We start from the raw sequence: 18,838 nt of genomic DNA on the forward strand, positions 1-18,838 counted from the left end.
AACGTTAGATCACCGTCGGGCCCGGCCGGATGGGCCGGAAACTGCGGTTATCTAACACGTGGATCAGGAATCCTGTCTACTGTCAGAATTGACAGTTCTGCTGAAAAAACTCGATATTCCAGACCAGTGGCCGTCTCACAACCCCTCCAGCTCCGCCATCAAATCACTCAACCGATCCACCTTCTCGGCACTGATCTCATTGCCCGCCAAGCCCTCGATATATTCGGCCAGCTCCGCCACCGTGCTGCACTCGAACATCGCCCGCAGCGGCACATCGCGCTGCAGCGTCTTCTGCACCCGTGAAGCGATCTGTGTCGCCAGCAACGAATGCCCGCCCAGTTCGAAGAAGTTGTCCTGCACCCCTACCCGTTCGACCTTGAGCACTTCGGCCCAGATCGCGGCCAGGGTGGTTTCCAGTTCATTGCGCGGCGCCAGGTAGTCCTGACTGTGCAACTGGCCGATGTCCAGGGCCGGCAGGGCCTTGCGGTCAAGTTTGCCGTTGGCGTTGAGCGGCAGGCGCTCCAGCCACAGCCAGTGCAGCGGCACCATGTATTCCGGCAATTCGGCGCGCAGGCGTTGCTTGATACGGTCCAGGCGTTCGCCTGGGCTGAGGGTTTCATCAACCGGCACCAGGTAGCCCACCAGGTGCTTGCCGTTGACGCCCTCCTGGACACCGACCGCCGCATCACGCACCTCGGGTTGTTCGTGCAGGCGTGCTTCGATTTCACCCAGTTCGATGCGGTAGCCGCGAATCTTCACCTGGTGGTCGACGCGCCCGACATACTCCAACACGCCGTCACTGCGCCGGCGCGCCAGGTCGCCGGTGCGGTACAGGCGTTCGCCCGGTGCGCCGAACGGGTTCGGTACAAACACCGGTGCGGTGCGCAGCGGGTCGCTGACGTAACCGCGACCGACGCCGATGCCGGCCACGCACACTTCACCGACGGCGCCTTGGGGCACCAGCTCCAGCGTGCCGTCCAACAGGTACAGACGGTTGTTGTCGGTGGGCGTGCCAATCGGCAGATAAGTGCCACGGGTCGAGGCCAGGTCGACGCGGTAGAACGCCACGTCGTCCGAGCATTCCGCCGGGCCGTAGGCGTTGACCAGGCCGATCTGCGGGTAGCGCAGCAGCCATTGGTGCGCCAGCTCCGGCGGCATCGCTTCACCGGTCGGCAGCATCCAGCGCAGGCCGTCGAGACGAATGTGGTCCTGGGCGAGCATGCCCTGGATCAGCGACGGCACGCTTTCCAGCACGGTGATGCCGTGTGCCTGAACATGCTCCAACAACCCCTGCGGATCATGGGCCAGGGCGTTCGGCACAATATCCACCCGCGCGCCAAACAGCGGCGCAGCGAGGAACTGCCACACGGAAATATCGAAGCTTTGCGAAGCGGTCTGCGCGATCACATCAGCGTCGCTCAGTTGCAGGTAGGGCACCTTGCTCAACTGGTTGTTGAGCATGCCGCGCTGTTCGACCATCACGCCCTTGGGCAGGCCGGTGGAACCGGAGGTGTAGATCACGTAGGCGAGGTTGTCCGGGGCGCTATAGACGCCCGGGTTCTCGCCACGGGCGGGGATTTCCTCCCACACCAGCAACTGGCAGTCGACGCCGTCGAGCAGTTCGATGGCCTGTTCCCGACACGCTTCGGTGCACACCAGCAAGGGCGTACGGCTCAGGTCGATGATGCGGCTCAGGCGCGGGCCCGGCAGGCCAGGGTCCAGCGGCAGGTAGCCGGCACCGGCCTTGAAGCTGCCGATGATCATGCCGAGCAACTCCAGGTTACGCTCGGCCAGCAACGCCACCGGTTGGTCCGGGCCGACACCGGCGGCAATCAGCGCATGCCCCAGACCGTTACTGCGCCGGTTCAACTCCTCATAGCTCCATTGCCGGTCAAGGCAACTGGCGGCGATACGCTGCGGATATCGCGCCACCTGTTCCTCGAACAACTCGACATAGCTGCGCGCCAGCGGGTAGTCGTGCTCGCTCTGGTTGCAGCCGTCCACCAGGAACGCGCGCTCCTGCTCGCCGATCAGCGGCAGGTCGGCCATGTCGCCATGGAAGCCCTGCACCAGCGCCAGCAACAGGCGCTTGAACTCGGCGAGCATGCCTTGCACGGTGGTTTCATCGAAGTAGCGCTGGTCGTAGGACAGGTGCAAACCCAGGTCATCGCCCGGGTAGCACACGGCGGTCAGTGGGAAGTTGGTGTGGGTACGCCCGGAATCGGAGGTGGCATTCAGGCTTTGCGCATGGCTGAGCACCGAGGTTTCCACCGGGGCGTTTTCGAACACGAACAGGCTGTCGAACAGCGGCTGGCCCTTGGGCAGTTCGCTGTGTTCCTGGATAGTCACCAGCGGCAGGTATTCGTACTCGCGCAGTTGCATATTGCTGTCGAGCAACCCGCTCAACCACTGGCGCACGCTGCACCGCTGGTCATCGGCAGGCAGCTTCACCCGCAGCGCGATGCTGTTGATAAACAGGCCCACGGTGCGTTGCATCTCGGGCATGTCCACCGGACGCCCGGCCACGGTGACGCCGAACAGCACGTCGCGATCACCGCTCACGCGCCGCAGCACCAAGGCCCAGGCGGCCTGGGCGAAGGTGTTGACGGTGAGCTGATGCGCCTGGGCCAGCTCGCGCAGTTGCGCGCCGTCACGGGCATCCAGCCGGGTGTAGCAGTCGCCCACCACCATGCCGCCGCTGTGGCCGGCATGTTCGCGCAGGAATGGTCGGTCGCTCGGGATCGGCGTGGTGCGCTCGAAACCTTGCAGGTTGCGCTGCCACCACTGGCGCGCTTCGTCCAGGTCCTGGCGTTGCAGCCAGGCGATGTAGTCGCGGTAGCGCGGCGGCGTGGCCAGTTGCGCGTCGCGCCCTTCGCCAAGCGCCTGGTAGAGCTCGAAGAAGTCGTTCATCAGCAGCGAACGGCACCAGGCATCGATAAGGATGTGGTGGTTGCTCATCATGAACCAGTAACGCGCCTCGCCCACGCGGATCAGGCGCAGGTGGAACGGCGCCTGGTTGAGCAGATCGAAACCGGCCTCGCGCTCGGCCTTGAGCAGCGCTTGCAGTCGCGGCTCGTGCTCACGCTCGGGGTCGGCGCTCCAGTCCAGATAGTCAATCGGCGTGCTGCCGGGCTTGTGGATCACTTGCAGCATGTCTTCGCCGACGTTCCAGCAGAACGAGGCACGCAAGGCTTCGTGGCGGGCGATCACCGCCTGCCAGGCCTGGGCGAAACGCTCGGGGTCGAGGTCACTGTTGATGCGGTAGCGGTCCTGCATGTAATACAGGCCGGTGCCCGGTTCCAGCAGGGTGTGCAGCAGCAGGCCCTCTTGCATCGGGGTCAGCGGGTAGACATCTTCGATAGCGCCGGCCGCTACCGGCAAGCTGTCCAGTTGCGCCTGGGTCAACCGTGCCAGCGGGAAGTCGGACGGCGTGAGGCCACCGGATTCGTCCTTGATGCAATGGGCGATCAGGTCCTGCAGTTCGGTCAGATAGGCCTCGGCCAGTTTGCCAATGGTTTGCTGATCGTAGCGCTCGCGGCTGAAGGTCCAGCGCAGCACCAGTTCACCGCCATACACCTGGCTGTCGACACTCAGCGCAGTGGGCAGCGGTGCATCGGGGTCGTGTGCAAGGCCGGCGGATTCCTCCAGCGGATGAAACAGCGCGTCGGCGCCGAAGCTCTGGTCGAACTGGCCGAGGTAGTTGAAGGTAATGTCGGCGCTCGGCAGCGCGGCCAGGCTGCGTTGGCACTGGTCGTCCGCCAGGTAGCGCAGCACGCCGTAGCCCAGGCCTTTGTGCGGCACGCCGCGCAGTTGCTCCTTGATCGCCTTGATCGAATCGCCCGGCTCTGCCTGGGGGGTCAGGCGCAATGGATAGGCGCTGGTGAACCAGCCGACGCTGCGGGTCAGGTCGATGTCATCGAACAGGCTTTCGCGGCCGTGGCCTTCCAGTTGAATCAACGCCGCGTCGTTACCGCTCCAGCGGCACAGCACGCGAGCCAGGGCGGTCAGCAGCAGATCGTTGACCTGGGTGCGGTAGGCGCTCGGCGCCTGTTGCAGCAACTGCCGGGTGCGCTCTACGTCCAGGCGCACGCTGACGGTCTCGGCGTCACGCTGGCGCAGTGCGCCGTGTGGGCGATCCACCGGCAAGGCCAGCGCCGGGCCCGCCAACTGCGCTTGCCACAGGCTCAGCTCTTCGCGCAGGGATTCGCTATGGGCATAGGCCTGCAAACGTGCGGCCCAGTCGCGCAACGCGCTGGTCTTGGCCGGCAGGCTGACGGACTGGCCTGCGCTCAGTTGGCGATAGACCGTTTGCAGGTCTTCGAGCAACACCCGCCAGGACACGCCGTCCACCACCAGGTGATGGATGGCGATCAGCAGGCGCTGCCGGCCTTGCGGGCCGTCCACCAGCAAGGCGCGCAGCAGCGGGCCGTGCGCCAGGTCGAGGCTGCGCTGGGTGTCGGTGAACAGCGCGGTGCAGTGGTCCATGTCGCGCACCTGCGCCTGCATCAATATGCCGCCCTGGGGCACGCCCAGGTGCTCGGCGTGCCACTGGGCATCGCGCTGGGTGAAGCTCAGGCGCAGCGCGTCGTGATGCTCCAGCACCGCCAGCAGGGCCTGCTCCAGGCGATGCGGCTCGAGCAGTTGCAGCGGCTTGAGCACCAGGGCCTGGTTCCAGTGCTGGCGCGCCGGGATGTCGGAGTCGAAGAACCAATGCTGGATCGGCGTAAGGCCCGAGCGGCCGGTGAGCACACCTTGCTCGGCGCTGAACGTCTCGACGCGCGTGGCGACGGCGGCCAGGCTTTGCACGGTCTGGTGCTGGAACAGGTCACGCGGGCTGAAATGAATGCCCGCCTGCCGCGCACGGCTGACCACCTGGATCGACAGGATCGAATCGCCGCCCAGCTCGAAGAAGTTATCGTCGAGGCCGACTTGCTGCAGGTTCAGCACCGCGCACCAGATGGCCGCCAACGTGCTTTGCAGCGCATTGCGTGGCGCCACGTACGCCTGGCGATTCGCTTCAGGATCGGGCTGCGGCAAGGCGCGCCGATCGAGCTTGCCGTTGGCGGTCAGCGGCATGCTGTCCAGCACGATTATGTGGGCGGGCACCATGTAGTCCGGCAAGTGCGCCTTGAGGTGGGCCTTCACCGCGTCGCGCAAGGCGCCGTGCTCGGCGTCGCTGACCAGGTACGCCACCAGCTGTTTGCCGCTCGGCGAATCCAGCGCCAGCACCACCGCTTCACGCACCGCCGCATGCTCCAACAGGCGCGTTTCGATCTCGCCCAATTCGATGCGGAAACCGCGAATCTTCACCTGATGGTCGATACGCCCCAGGTACTCCACCTGCCCATCGGGGCCTTGGCGCACCAGGTCACCGGTGCGGTACAGGCGCCCGCCATTGCCGGTGAACGGGTCGGCGACAAAGCGCTCCGCCGTCATGCCGGGGCGCTGGTGATAGCCCTGAGCCAGGCCCGCGCCGCCGATGTACAACTCGCCGCTCGCGCCCTGCGGCACCAGGGCCAGGTCGGCGTCGAGAATGTAAGCCACGCGCGCGCCGACAATGCTGCCGATCGGCACGCTGGCAGCGCCCTCCTCCACCTGTTGCGGCGCCAGGCTGGCCAGCGGCATCACCACGGTTTCGGTCGGGCCATAGGCGTTGAAAAACAGCTCAGGCTGGAACGCCGCGCGAATACGCTGCAGATGTTCACCGGTCAGTGCTTCACCACCAGTGATGCACATGCGCACCGGCAAGGTCTGCTGTTGCGTGGCCAGCCACTGCGCCAACTGACTGCCGTAGCTGGGCGTGAACCCGAGGATATTCACGCGATGGCTGCGGATCAGCGCGCAGATCTCTTCAGCGTCCCATTGGCCCTGGGCACGCAATACCACGTGGGCACCGCTGAGCAACGGCACCAGCAGGCGCTCGGTGGCGGCGTCGAAGTTGATCGAATAAAAGTGCAGTTCGCAGTCGTCCGGGCGCATGCCGAAGCGCTCGATCACGGCCTGGCAATGCATGGCGATTTCCCCCTGGGACACCACCACGCCTTTAGGCTTGCCGGTGGAGCCGGAGGTGTAGATCAGGTACGCCTGGTGCTGCGCCAGGCTGATAAACGGCAGCTCATCGGCCGAATAACTTTCCAGCCTGGCCGCGTCATCTTCCAGGCACCAGCACGCCAGCGCGTGCGGCAACTCGCCAAGGGCCTGGAACATCGCCGCATCGCTGAGCAGCAGGCCGATGCCGCTGTCTTCGATCATGTAGTGCAAGCGGTCCAGCGGGTATTCCGGGTCCAGCGGCACGTAGGCGCCGCCGGCCTTGAGGATCGCCAGCAGGCCGACGACCATTTCCAGCGAGCGTGGCAGCGCCAGGCCGACCCGCACCTGCGGGCCGACGCCACGTTCGCGCAGCATCCAGGCCAGGCGATTGGCGCGGGCGTCGAGTTCGGCGTAAGTGAGGGTCACACCGGCAAAGGTCAGCGCCGGCGCCGCGGCACGTTTGCGCGCCTGCTGGCTGAACAGGGTCTGGATGCACTGGTCCAGACGATGCTCTCCGGCTGCAACCCCGAGGCTGTCCTGCAGGGCGCGCTGCTCGGCGGTGCTGAGCAACGGCAGTTCGCTGAGGCGTTGGTGCGGATTATCGATCAGTGCTTCCAAGAGGTTGCGCCAATGCGCGGCCATGCGGGCGATGCGCGGCTCGTCGAACAGATCGGTGCTGTAGGTCAGGCAGCAGCCCAGGCGATGGTCGAGGTCGGTGACTTCCAGGTTGAGGTCGAACTTGGTGGCGCGGGCATCGTTGGCCAGGTACTCGACGGTCATGCCGGCCAGTTGGCGGCTCTGCTGGAACTCCCAGCGCTGCACGTTGCACATCACCTGGAACAGCGGGTTGTACGCCGCGCTGCGCGGTGGTTGCAGCGCCTCCACCAGATGGTCGAACGGCAGGTCCTGATGGGACTGGCCTTCGATCACGGTGTGACGCACCTGCTCGAACAACTGCGCCACACTCATCTGTCCATTGAGCTGGCAACGCAACACCTGGGTGTTGAGGAACGCACCGATCAGACCTTCGCTTTCCGGGCGGATACGGTTGGCCACCGGCGCGCCGATGCGCAGGTCGGTCTGGCCGCTGTAGCGGTAGAGCAACACGGCCAGGGTAGCGGTCATGGTCATGAACAGGGTCAGGCCCTGTTCGGCGTTGAACGCGCGTACGCGGGCGGCCAGTGCATCGCTCAGGTCAAAGCGGTACAGCTCGCCGCGATGACTTTGCACCGCCGGGCGCGGGCGGTCGCCGGGCAGTTCGAGCAGCGGATGTTCGCGGCCCAATTGCGCGGTCCAGTAATCCAGCTGGCGTTGACGCTCGCCCGATTCCAGCCATTGGCGTTGCCACACGCTGTAGTCCAGGTACTGCACCGGCAGCGGCGCCAGCGGTGAGTCGCGCTCGTCGATAAAGGCTTCGTACAGCGCACTGAGTTCACGGGCAAAGATGTCCATGGCCCAGCCTTCGGTGACGATATGGTGCAGGGTCAGCACCAGATAATGGTCCTGCTCACCGGCCTTGACCAGGCAGGCGCGCAGCAATGGCCCGCTTTCCAGGTTGAACGGGGTGTGCGCTTCCTGATCGGCCAACTGCTGCAGACGCTGCCGGCGCTCGCTGTCGTCGAGTGCCGAGAAGTCCTGCCAGTCCATGCGCAGGTTGGTCTGCGGCCAGACGTGTTGACAGGCCACGCCATCGACGCTCGGGAAGGTGGTGCGCAGGGTTTCGTGGCGCATGATCAGGGCCTGCAAGGCTGCCTCGAAACGCCCCACATCCAGCACCCCGCGCAAGCGCGCCATGCCACCGACGTTGTAGGCCGGGCTGTCCGGTTCCATCTGCCAGAGGAACCACATGCGCTGCTGGGAATAGGACAGCGGCACCGGCGCGCTGCGGTCGACCCTGGCGATGGCGGTCTGTTGGTTGCGTTGGCCCGACGCCTGGATCAGGCCCACTTGTGCGGCGAAAGCGCCCAGCTCGCTGGCATCGAACAAGGTGCGCAATGGCAGCTCGACGTCGCAGGCCTGGCGGGTGCGGGAGATGATTTGCGTGGCCAGCAACGAGTGGCCGCCCAGGGCGAAAAAGTCGTCGCGCAGGCCGATACGCGGCAGGCCGAGCACTTCGCGCCAGATCGCCGCAATCTGCTGCTGCAACGGCGTCTCGGGTTCGACGTGTTCGCGGGTTTGCCACACCGGTTGCGGCAATGCGCGGCGGTCGAGCTTGCCGCTGGGGCTCAAGGGCATGGCGTCCAGGTACATCAGGTGGGCGGGCACCATGTACTCGGGCAACCGGGCGGCCAGCGCGGTTTTCACCGCCTGTGCATCCAGTTCCACAGGGCTGGTGTAGTAACCGATCAACTGCTCGTCACGCACCAGCACCACCGCTTGGGCGATGCCCTGAACCGCCAGCATGCGCGCTTCGATTTCCTGCGGTTCCACCCGCAAGCCGCGCAGCTTGACCTGCTGATCGAGACGCCCCAGGTATTCAAGCACACCCTCAAGGCTCCAGCGCGCACGGTCGCCGGTGCGATACAGGCGCGCGCCGGCCTCGCCCAGCGGGTCGGCGACAAAGCGTTCGGCGGTCAGCCCGGCACGGCCGAGGTAACCGCGCGCCAGGCCGATGCCGCCGATGCACAATTCACCCGGCACACCGGCCGGCAGCGGGTTGAGGTGCTCGTCGAGCACCCGGCAGATCACATTGCCCAGTGGCCGGCCAATCGGCGATCGCGCGCCATCGTCCACGGCGCAGTGCCAATGGGTGACGTTGATCGCGGTCTCGGTCGGGCCATACCGGTTGTGCAATTGCACCGCCGGCAGGCGTGCCAATACGCGGTCGCGCAGCTCGGCGGGCAAGGCTTCGCCGCCGGAGAACAGACGGCGCAGGCTGGTGCATTCGGCTGCCAGCGGTTCGTCGATAAACAGCTGCAGCAACGGCGGCACGAAGTGCAGCGTGGTCACGCCATGTTCCTGCACCAGTTGCGCGATGCGATGCGGGTCGCGATGCTCACCCGGCCCCGCCAGCACCAGACGGCAACCGGTGATCAGCGGCCAGAAGCACTCCCACACCGACACGTCGAAACTGATCGGCGCCTTTTGCATCAGCACGTCGCTGGAGTCCAACCGGTAGGTGGCCTGCATCCACTGCAAGCGCTCGGCCAGCGCCGCGTGGGTATTGCCCACGCCCTTGGGCTGGCCGGTGGAGCCGGAGGTATAGATCACATAGGCGAGGTTGTCGCCATGCAGGTGCAGGCCCGGCGGCTGGCTCGGCCAGCTGTCCAGGTGCAGGCTGTCCATGGCAATCACGCACACGCCTGGGGTGGTCGGCAGACGTTCGAGCAGCGAAGTCTGGGTCAACAGCAGGTGCACGCCGCTGTCTTCGAGCATGAAGGCCAGGCGCTCGGCGGGGTAATCCGGGTCCAGCGGCACATAGGCGCCACCGGCCTTGATGATCGCCAGCAGACCGATCAGCAACTGCGGCGAACGCTCGGCGGCGATGCCCACGCACACGTCCGGGCCCACACCCTTGTCGCGCAGGTAATGGGCCAGGCGGTTGGCCTGGGTGTGCAGTTGGGCGAAGCTCAAGCTGGCGTCCTGCCAGACCAGCGCCGGGGTGTCCGCGGTGTGCAGGTTGAGCAGTTCGGGCAGCCATTGCCGGGCCGGCGCGCACTGCGCCTGGCTCCATGGGCGTTGCTCGTCCTCTGCGCTCAGCTCCAGCTCGCCCACGGCGTGCTGCGGTTGCGCGCAGGCCGCTTGCAGCAGGTGAACGTAATGCTCGGCCAGGCGCTGAAGGGTGGCGCTGTCGAACAGTTCATCGGCGTAGTCGAACGACAGGCTCAAGCGCCCGTTGCGGTCCTCTTCGCTGTGCAGTTGCAGGTCGAACTTGGCTTCGCGGCTGTGCCACGGCAGCTCATCGGCGAGCAGGCCCGGCAGGCGGCGCAAGGCACTCAAGTCACGTTGCTGGTGGTTGAACATCACCTGGAACAGGCCCTGCTCACGCGCCTGGGGGAAGGCCTCCAACAGTTGCTCGAACGGCAGGTCCTGATGGGCCTGGGCGTCCAATGCAGCCTGGCGTGTCGCGGCCAGCAGTTGGTTGAACGGCATGCGCCCGTCAAGCTCGGCACGCAGCACCAGGGTGTTGATGAAGAAGCCGACCAGGCCATGGGTTTCCTGGCGCGGGCGATTGGCATTGGGCACGCCGATGCGGATATCGCGCTGGCCGCTGTAGCGATACAACAGGGTCTGGAACGCGGCCAGCAGCAGCATGAACGGGGTGGATTCATGGGTCCGCGCGGTCTGGCCAATCGCGGCGCTGAGGGACGCGTCCAGGCGTACGGTATGCCGCGCGGCGCTGTTGCGCGCCTGCGTCGAGCGTGGGTGGTCGGTGGCCAGGTTGAGGGGCGGATGCTCCTCCCCCAGCGTCGCCTTCCAGTACGCCAACTGTCGCTCGCCTTCACCGGCGGCCAGCCACTGGCGCTGCCAGCTGGCGTAGTCGGCGTATTGCAGGGTCAGTGGCGGCAACTCAAGGGGCTGGCCCTGGACGGCAGCGGCGTACAGCCGCGAGAACTCGTCAATCAGGATAGTGAGCGACCAGCCATCGGCGATGATGTGGTGCAACGTCACCAGCAGTTGATGGTCCTCATCGTCCAGACGCACCAGGGTGACCCGCAGCAGCGGGCCTTTCTCCAGGTCGAACCGGGTACGCGCTTGATCTTCGCGGACCTGCTGCGCACGCGCCTGGCGCTCGGCATCGGGCAAGTCGCTGAGGTCGATGACGTGCAACGCGAAATCCGTCGCGGCCTCGACTCGCTGAAAGCCCTGGCCATCGCGCTCGTAAAAGCGTGTACGCAAGGCTTCGTGGCGCTGGATTAACTGCTGGAAGCTTGAGCGCACGGCGTCTTCATCCAGCTCGCCGCGCAGGCGCAGGGCGCCGGGGATGGTGTAGGCGCTGCTGTTCGGGTCCAGTTGCCAGGTGATCCACAGGCGGTTCTGGGCCAGGGATTGCGGCAGGTCGTCCTGGCGCGACACAGAGGCCATCGCGCCCTGGGCAACGCCGCCGTCCTGTTGCAGGCGCGCGACGCTGGCGGCGAAGCCTTGCAGGGTGGGCGCTTCGAACAGCAGGCGCAGGTTCAGCTCCAGGCCCAGGGTTTCGCGCAGGCGCGCGACCACTTGGGTCGCGCTGATGGAGTTGCCGCCGAGCAGGAAAAAGTGATCATCGGCGGCGACCGTCGGCACCTGCAGTTGCTCGCACCAGATCGCGGCGATCCGGTTTTGCAGAACCGATTCCAGCGCGGCGTCACTGGCTGGCGCTTGCAGGTCGGGGAACTGCGCATAGCAGTTGAGACTGCCATCGGCATGGCGCAGCGCACACGCCGCCCGTTGCACCTTGCCGCTGGAGGTTTTCGGCAACGCGCCCGGATTGAGCAACACCACCACGCACGGCGCCTCCTGGCAGGCCTCGGCCACTGCCTGGCGAATCGCCTTGATCAGTGCTTCGGGCGGCAGGATTTTCTGCACGCTGCGGCTGATTTCCGCAGCAATGCCGATGCCTTCCACGCCGTGGTCATTTACCGCAAAGGCGGCCACTCGGCCCTTGCGTACTACCTCCACCTCACGCTCGATGGTTTGCTCGATGTCCTGCGGGTACAGATTGTGTCCGCGTACGATCAGCAGGTCTTTCAAGCGCCCGGTGATGTACACCTCACCGTCACGGATAAACCCCAGGTCGCCGGTGCGCAGCCAGGTCCGGCCGGCGTGCTGGACGAAAGTCCGCGCGCTGGCTTCGGGGTTGCGCCAGTAACCGTGGGCAATGCTCGGGCCGCTGGCCCAGAGTTCGCCCACGCAATTGTCGGCCAACGCGCAGAGCGTGTGGGGATCGGCAATCAGCACGGCGTGGTCCGGCTGATGGGTGCCGCAACTCATGACCGCACTGCCCTGCCCCGGCTCGGCGCGGTTGGCGGCCAGCGCCTGCGCATCCAGGTGCAGCGCAGGGATGCCGTGGCCACGGCGGCCACCGGCGACAAACAAGGTCGCTTCGGCCAGGCCATAGGAGGCGAAGAAATTATTCGAACTGAAACCACAGGCGGCGAATTTTTCGCCGAACCGTTCCAGGGTGTCCAGGCGGATCGGCTCGGAACCGGAATAGGCCACGCGCCAGGTGCTCAGGTCCAGGCGTTCCAGGGCCGACTCGCTGACCCGCTCGCTGCACAGACGGTAGGCGAAATCGGGGCCACCGCTGATGGTGCCGCCGTATTCGCTGATCGCCTCGAGCCAGCGCAGCGGCCGCGCCAGGAAGTAGGCCGGCGACATCAGCACGCACGGCACACCGCTGAAAATCGGTTGCAGCAAGCCGCCGATCAGGCCCATGTCGTGGTACAGCGGCAGCCAGCTGACGATCACATCGTCCGGGTTGAGGTCGATGCCAAAGCCGCGGCGGATCAGCACTTCGTTGGCCACCAGGTTGCCGTGACTGACTTGCACGCCCTTGGGCAGCGCGGTGGATCCGGAGGTGTATTGCAGGAAGGCGATGTCGTCGGGCTGCAGCTCGGGGGCGAGCCAACGGTCGGCAAGCTGTGGGTCGAGGGTGTCCACGCTCAACAGCGGCGGTGCGTTTTCGATCTGCGCCAGGCCATCGGCGAGGCTGGCGATGGTCAGCAGCCGGCGCGGCTCGGCATCGCTGATGATCGACAGCAAGCGCTCCTGATGATGGCGCTTGCTCGATTCCGGCGGGTAAGCCGGCACCGCGATCACCCCGGCGTACAGGCAACCAAAGAACGCCGCGACATAGTCCGGGCCGCTGGGAAACAACAGCACCGCGCGCTCGCCCATCGCGACATCGGCTTGCAAGGCGGCGGCGATGGTGCGCGCGCGTTGGTCCAGGTCACGGTAGCTGAGCACCACGCTGTGCTCGGCGGACTCGGCCAGAAAGCGCAGGGCCAGGCGGTCCGGCGTCTGCGCGGCACGGCGCTGGAGGGACTGGACCAGAGTGCGGGGAAGTTCGAAGGCGTCCATCATGGGGTTCCTGCCTGAAATCGGCTTACGGGAAATTCGGGAAATCGGTGAGGTTCAGCCGGCGACGCGCTGGCGCGCCGCGCCACTGCGCCAACGGGCCAGGTGGGCCTCGGCATAGCGCCGCATACAGCGCAGCACGACGCTTTCGTGCTGCACGAGAAAGAAGTGATGCCCCTCGAACATGTCGAGGGAAAAGCCGCTGGCGGCTTCGAGCTGCCAGTCCAGCAATTGGTCGGCGCGCACGCTGTCCTGCTTGCCGCCAAAGACATGGATCGGCACGTCCAGCGGCTCGCGTTCGCCATAGGTAAAGCTGCCGCACAGCAGGAAATCGGCGCGCAGGATCGGCAGCATCAACTGCATCAATTCGGGATTGGCCAAGGCGTCTTCGGCAGTGCCCTGCAGCTCACGCAAGCGGGCGATCAACTGCACGTCGGTTTTTTCGATGGCGTAGTCACTGACATCGCGCCGCGCCGGGCCGGCGGTGCCGGAGACAAACAACGCCAGCGGCGCCGGCACATTGCGCGCGTTCAAGGCATGCGCCAGCTCGAACGCCAGCAGGCCGCCGAGGCTGTGGCCGAACAACGCATAAGGGCCATTCAGGTCGCGGCTGATTTCATTGGCGAGCTGGGCAGCCAGGGCCTTGATATCGCGCTGCAGCGGTTCGCCCATGCGCATGCCCCGCCCCGGCAGCTCCAGTGGGCATACCTGCAACCAGTCCGGCAACACGCGGCGCCAACGGGCGTAGACCGAGGCACTGGCGCCCGAATGGGGCAGGCAAAACAGGCGCAGCGGCGTTGGGGTACTCATCACCCGAGAACTCCACGCTGAAACACGCTGTGTGCACGATAAAAACCCATTTCGCCCTCCTGCGGGTGCTGATCCCTGGCCGTTTGCTAACGAACCTTTCACCCAGAAGAACGGACGGCCCCGGCAAATAATTAGTCGCCGGGGACAAGCGAGACGCGGTTCACACCTTACCCAAAGGCATAAGATTAGTTCGCCTTCTCATTTGACAATCATTATCATTCAGCATAATTTGTTGCCCGATGTGTAGGAGGCCTCAGCAGGGACGCCCTCCCCCAACCTTTTTGCAACAAGGTGATTTCCATGACGGAACAAGTATCCACAGGCAGGTGCGACTCACCCCTTCTCCAGGCATTCGTCGACAATCGACTGATCCTGGTGAAGATCGCAGCGCGTATTACCGGCTGCCGTTCCCGTGCCGAGGATGTGGTGCAGGACGCCTACTTTCGGCTGCAATCGGCGCCGACCATCACCTCTTCGTTCAAGGCACAACTGAGTTATCTGTTCCAGATCGTGCGCAACCTGGCGATCGACCACTACCGCAAGCAGGCCCTGGAGCTCAAATACTCCGGTACCGAAGAGGAAGGCTTGAATGTGGTTATCCACGGTGCTTCACCGGAAACCTCCCACATCAATTTCAACACCCTGGAAAACATCGCCGACGCCCTGACCGAACTGCCACAGCGCACCCGCTACGCCTTCGAGATGTACCGCCTGCACGGCGTGCCGCAGAAAGACATCGCCAAGGAACTCGGGGTCTCGCCAACGCTGGTGAACTTCATGATCCGCGATGCGCTGGTGCACTGCCGCAAAGTGTCGGGCAGCCACAGCGATACGTTTGCGCGCAGGGTTTGAACAACACACAAACCACTGTGGGAGGGGGCTTGCCCGCGATGCGGTGTGTCAGTTAGCTCTGTTTTAGCTGACACACCGCTATCGGGGGCAAGCCCCCTCCCACATTTGGACCGGGATCGACACAAAATACCGGTCGGCTCCAAGGCCGCCGCGCTTTTGCTTTTGATCTGCTTTTGATCTCAGGCGCCCCGTTAAACCACGCTGGCCGAACGCAGGCTTGAATCCGTGGGTAACCCGGCAGGACGCCGGGTTAGCCGCACTGGGCCAGGGATGGCCCATTGCGGCGGCCCACGGATTCAAGCCGGAGAGAGGGCACACCGAGCCTAAGCGAGGTGCCGAGTGGTGGGGCAAGAGCGTTTTGCTTACTTTTGCGCTTTTCAAAAGTGAGCCGCTGTAAAAGCGGAACCATTAGCAGCCGTGACCGCAGAAACGGATATGTACTCGGTCCAATCCAACATCCTGGTCGGCCCAGAGGCCGCCATCGGGGGCAAACCCCCTCCCACACTCGATCAACTGCGGCCTCAGGGCAGCGGCGTTATGTCAATCCGATACGGCGCGAAAATCCTGAGCATCTGGCCGTTATCCCGCAAGCGCTTGAGCAGCTCGGCAAATACCGGCCCGGTGATCGGCGCCTTGGGCCGCAGCAGTGCGTAATGGTGATAGACCTGATCAATGCGCTCCGACACCAGGAACTTGTCCGCCATGTTCGCGTTGCGCACCATGAAATCACTCAGGTACGAACGAGTGACCAACGCAATATCGGCACGCCCCCGCGCGACCATCAGCAAGTTACTGTCATGGGAGTAGGTCAAGGTAGCGTTGAAGTGCTCGGCCAGGTACTTGGGGTCGGGGTTGAACTGGGCGAAGGCGTAGTGATAACCGCTGAACACCGCCAGGCGTTTGCCGGCCAGGTCGGCGAAAAAGCGCTGGTCGCGACCGGGCTCACGCTCGGCCACGAAGATTTCAGCGTCTTCCAGCCCCATGTCGACGCTGGTATGGGCCACATTCGTCCACCCCCAGGAGGGGTTTTCAAAGATCGCCATGTCCACCCGGCCCTGCTCGAAATCGCGAAAACGCCGGGGGATCGAGGTGGGCACCAGCACGAACTGATAGTCGCTTTGCACGGCGTTCAACGCTTCGACCAATTGCGGCAGCAACCCGGTATCGGCGCCTTGCTCAGGGCGTACGGTATACGGCGGAAAATGCGCCGCGCCGACCCTCACCAACTGCGCGGCGCCGGCTTGCGTCCACCCTGCGGTACCCAGCGCCCAAAATGTAAGTCCTGCAGCCAGCCGCCATGGCGAAAACATCTAGGCACACACCGTTGAATTCTATGATGGCGATAAGCTAGGCGTTTTTCCCGGGAGAGACAACGCTTGCCAGTAAATTGATAGCTGCGCCTCAATCCGCCTTGAGCACCATCAGCAGGGCTTCTTCAGCCAGTTCTTCAAGCGTCAGGCTGCCCTGGGTGCGGAACCAGGTGGTGGTCCAGGACAACGCGCCGGTCAGGAAGCGCCGGGTGATCAACACGTCGCCCTTGATGTAGCCGGCAGCCTTGACTTCGTCCAGCACCTGCAGCCAGATGTGCTCATACACGTCGCGCAGGGCAAGTACCCGGGCCTGGCCTTCGGCAGACAGTGAACGCCATTCGTACACCAGCACCGCCATCGCCTCACCGCTGCCGCCCATGATCGACTGCAATTCGCAGCGGATCAGCGCCCGCACGCGCTCGCGCACAGTGCCCGCCTGCTCCAGCGCGGCGCGCATCATCGCGGTGTTGTAGAGGATGGTTTCTTCCATCACCGCGCGCAGGATCTCGTCCTTGCTCTTGAAGTGATGAAAGATGCTGCCCGACTGGATGCCCACCGCGCCGGCCAGGTCGCGCACGGTGGTGCGCTCGAAGCCCTTGTTGCGAAACAGGTGCGCTGCGGTTTGCAGCAACTTGCCCCGGGCGCTCTCCGGGTCGGTCAATTGGCCAGCGTCGACCATGGTGCGCATCACCCGCAGGGCTTGATGGTCATCCATGCTGCTTTCCCTTATGTCTACTATCGTCTTGGCGGGCAATTTAGGCCGTGGCCGTCAACCAAGCAAGCGCTTGGGCAAAACTTGTGTACAGGGTTTACAAACCAGGCGCCTGCCTGGTGGCATCGCAACCCGCCATTGGAAGATTGAATAAGCCCCCTGGGCGGAACTACACGGCCCGGCTACGCTCTATCCCCATCAGGACAGGAACAGTACGGGAACCTGCGCATGCCTCATTGGCTGATTATTGACCTTGAAGCCACAACAGATGACGGCGGCTGGCCCGTGACGGAGATGGAAGTCATCGAAATCGGCGCGAGCCTGGTCAACCGCCAGGGTCGCGAGCTGGATCACTTCCAGCGCTTCGTGCGACCGCTGCGGCGGCCACTGCTGACGCCCTTTTGCCGCCAATTGACCCATATCACCCAGGCCAACATCGACGCGGCAACGCCCATCACCGAGGTGTGGCCGCTGTTCGAACGCTGGCTGGGCCAGCATCGGCCCCGCCTGGAGGGCTGGGCCAGTTGGGGCGATTACGACCGCGTGCAGCTTGAACTGGAATGGCAACGCCATGGCCTGGCCAGCGCGCTCGGCCAGACGCCCCACGTCAACCTCAAGCAACGCTTCGCCAAGGCCCGCCGCCTGGACAAGCCCCTGGGGCTCAATGGCGCGCTGCAATTGGCGGGGATGCAGTTCGTTGGCCAGCAGCATCGCGCCCTGGAAGATGCGCGCAACACGGCGCGTCTGCTGCCGTTGATTTTGCCGGTCTAGGCAGCTCTGAAAGGCTTGGGCATACTGATCAACCTTTTGCCTTAATGCTGCCCCCTGTAGGAGCGAGCTTGCTCGCGAAGATCGCCAACGATAACGCAGCACATCTGGGTTAACGGGGTGCTCTCAGGTTTTTCGCGAGCAAGCTCGCTCCTACAGTGCCTGGCGTAAGCTTTGACCCTTTTTACGAGGATTCACCCATGTTCAAAGTCAACGAATACTTCGACGGCACCGTCAAGTCGATCGCTTTCGGCACCAAGGAAGGTCCGGCCACCATCGGCGTCATGGCCCCGGGTGAATACGAGTTCGGCACCGCCCAGCGTGAAATCATGCACGTGGTCTCCGGCGCCCTGGTCGTCAAACTGCCTGATGCCGAGTGGGAAACCTTCGCTGCCGGCAGCCAGTTCAACGTACCCGCCAACAGCAAGTTCCAGTTGAAGGTCGCCGAAGACACCGCTTACCTGTGCGAATACCGCGGCTAAACGCCCACCGGCGCAAAAAAATGCCCGTCTCCTGCGAGACGGGCATTTTTCATTCCAGCACCGTCACCGGCATGCCGACTTCCAGCCGTCCAACCCCATCGTTGACCAGGTTCTGGCCGAACATCGCGCCCTGCTCGGTGCTGCGATAGGCCTGCAGGGTCGCGAACGGCTCGCGGTCCGGGCTGCGCTCGCCGGTCTGCGGGTCGATGGTGGTGAGGATGCAACGTGAGCAGGGCTTGACCACGCGAAACTCCACCGCGCCGATGCGCAAGCGTTTCCAGCCGTCCTCGGCAAAGGCCTCGGCGCCGTCGATGACCAGGTTGGGGCGAAAGCGCAGCATGTCCATCGGCCGGCCGATATGGGTGCATAAATCGTCCAGGGAAGCCTGGCCGATCAGCAGCAAGGGGTAACCGTCGGCAAAGCCGACCTGATCGCTATCATGGCCAAAACCATGCTGGGTGAAGCGTGCGCGATCCACGGGCATATGCACCAGGCGCGTCGGTTTACCGATGAAGGCGCTGACCCAGGCCGCCGCTGCATCGCCTGCGTCCGGCACGCGCAGGGTGTCGTGCCAGATGGTCACACCGCGCAACGCGTCGTCGCACGGCAGTGCCACGTCCAACGTCCCATGGCCCGGCGAACTGAGGGTCAGGCCGCCCGCCGTGTTCCACAGGGCAGTCAACTGGCTCATCTTCGCCACGGCGCGTTGCGTGAGGAATCGCCCGCTGGCTTCGTCCACCAGCATCCAGCGTCGATCCCCTTCGAGCCCCAGCTTGTCCAGGCCAATCTGCTGCAGGGCCTCGGCCTTGCCGGACTTCAAGGGGTAACGGTACAACGCGCTGAGACGGAGCATGGGCCTGCTTTCCTGGGGAACAAAG

Annotated in this window: 8 protein-coding genes; 3 read left to right on the forward strand and 5 right to left on the reverse strand. The window is 64.6% G+C overall.

Annotated elements, in window-relative coordinates:
• Positions 1-135 precede the first annotated feature (135 nt).
• Positions 136-13,032: a non-ribosomal peptide synthetase gene (locus tag J1G34_RS11435; RefSeq protein WP_222994069.1), complete on the reverse strand. Its 12,897-nt coding sequence runs from the start codon at positions 13,030-13,032 to the stop codon at positions 136-138.
• Between the two features lie 51 nt (positions 13,033-13,083).
• Entirely contained in the window at positions 13,084-13,836 is a 753-nt protein-coding gene (locus J1G34_RS11440) for a thioesterase II family protein (RefSeq protein WP_065933791.1), read from the reverse strand.
• Between the two features lie 300 nt (positions 13,837-14,136).
• Here J1G34_RS11440 and J1G34_RS11445 point away from each other — a divergent pair, with 300 nt between their 5' ends.
• Positions 14,137-14,688: an RNA polymerase factor sigma-70 gene (locus J1G34_RS11445; RefSeq protein ID WP_005789991.1), complete on the forward strand. Its 552-nt coding sequence runs from the start codon at positions 14,137-14,139 to the stop codon at positions 14,686-14,688.
• A gap of 521 nt (positions 14,689-15,209) precedes the next feature.
• Here the strand turns inward: J1G34_RS11445 and J1G34_RS11450 are convergent.
• The gene (locus J1G34_RS11450; RefSeq protein ID WP_122462210.1) at positions 15,210-15,998 is read right to left on the reverse strand and encodes a substrate-binding periplasmic protein; all 789 of its coding nucleotides are present in this window, start codon (positions 15,996-15,998) and stop codon (positions 15,210-15,212) included.
• A 91-nt stretch (positions 15,999-16,089) separates the two neighbouring features.
• Positions 16,090-16,713: a TetR/AcrR family transcriptional regulator gene (locus tag J1G34_RS11455; RefSeq protein ID WP_065891650.1), complete on the reverse strand. Its 624-nt coding sequence runs from the start codon at positions 16,711-16,713 to the stop codon at positions 16,090-16,092.
• Positions 16,714-16,938: 225 nt separating this feature from the next.
• Here J1G34_RS11455 and J1G34_RS11460 point away from each other — a divergent pair, with 225 nt between their 5' ends.
• Together J1G34_RS11460 and ppnP are read left to right on the forward strand one after the other, a co-directional pair.
• Entirely contained in the window at positions 16,939-17,481 is a 543-nt protein-coding gene (locus tag J1G34_RS11460; protein ID WP_065888362.1) for a 3'-5' exonuclease, read from the forward strand.
• Positions 17,482-17,678: 197 nt separating this feature from the next.
• Positions 17,679-17,960, forward strand: a complete 282-nt coding sequence (ppnP, locus tag J1G34_RS11465; RefSeq protein WP_128876301.1) for a pyrimidine/purine nucleoside phosphorylase — start codon at positions 17,679-17,681, stop codon at positions 17,958-17,960.
• A 49-nt stretch (positions 17,961-18,009) separates the two neighbouring features.
• On the opposite strand, the gene J1G34_RS11470 is transcribed toward ppnP, so the two are convergent.
• Complete coding sequence (locus J1G34_RS11470) at positions 18,010-18,813, reverse strand: MOSC domain-containing protein (RefSeq protein WP_130138801.1); 804 nt, start codon at positions 18,811-18,813, stop codon at positions 18,010-18,012.
• Between the last annotated feature and the right edge of the window lie 25 nt (positions 18,814-18,838).

The sequence above is a fragment of the Pseudomonas sp. Wu6 genome, from assembly GCF_019891515.1.
Taxonomy (GTDB): Bacteria; Pseudomonadota; Gammaproteobacteria; order Pseudomonadales; family Pseudomonadaceae; genus Aquipseudomonas; species Aquipseudomonas orientalis_A.

Coding starts and splice junctions, on each gene's coding strand:
- J1G34_RS11435 (WP_222994069.1), bottom strand. CDS start 13,032: ATGATGGACGCCTTCGAACTTCCCCGCACTCTGGTCCAGTCCCTCCAG.
- J1G34_RS11440 (WP_065933791.1), bottom strand. CDS start 13,836: ATGAGTACCCCAACGCCGCTGCGCCTGTTTTGCCTGCCCCATTCGGGC.
- J1G34_RS11445 (WP_005789991.1), top strand. CDS start 14,137: ATGACGGAACAAGTATCCACAGGCAGGTGCGACTCACCCCTTCTCCAG.
- J1G34_RS11450 (WP_122462210.1), bottom strand. CDS start 15,998: ATGTTTTCGCCATGGCGGCTGGCTGCAGGACTTACATTTTGGGCGCTG.
- J1G34_RS11455 (WP_065891650.1), bottom strand. CDS start 16,713: ATGGATGACCATCAAGCCCTGCGGGTGATGCGCACCATGGTCGACGCT.
- J1G34_RS11460 (WP_065888362.1), top strand. CDS start 16,939: ATGCCTCATTGGCTGATTATTGACCTTGAAGCCACAACAGATGACGGC.
- ppnP (WP_128876301.1), top strand. CDS start 17,679: ATGTTCAAAGTCAACGAATACTTCGACGGCACCGTCAAGTCGATCGCT.
- J1G34_RS11470 (WP_130138801.1), bottom strand. CDS start 18,813: ATGCTCCGTCTCAGCGCGTTGTACCGTTACCCCTTGAAGTCCGGCAAG.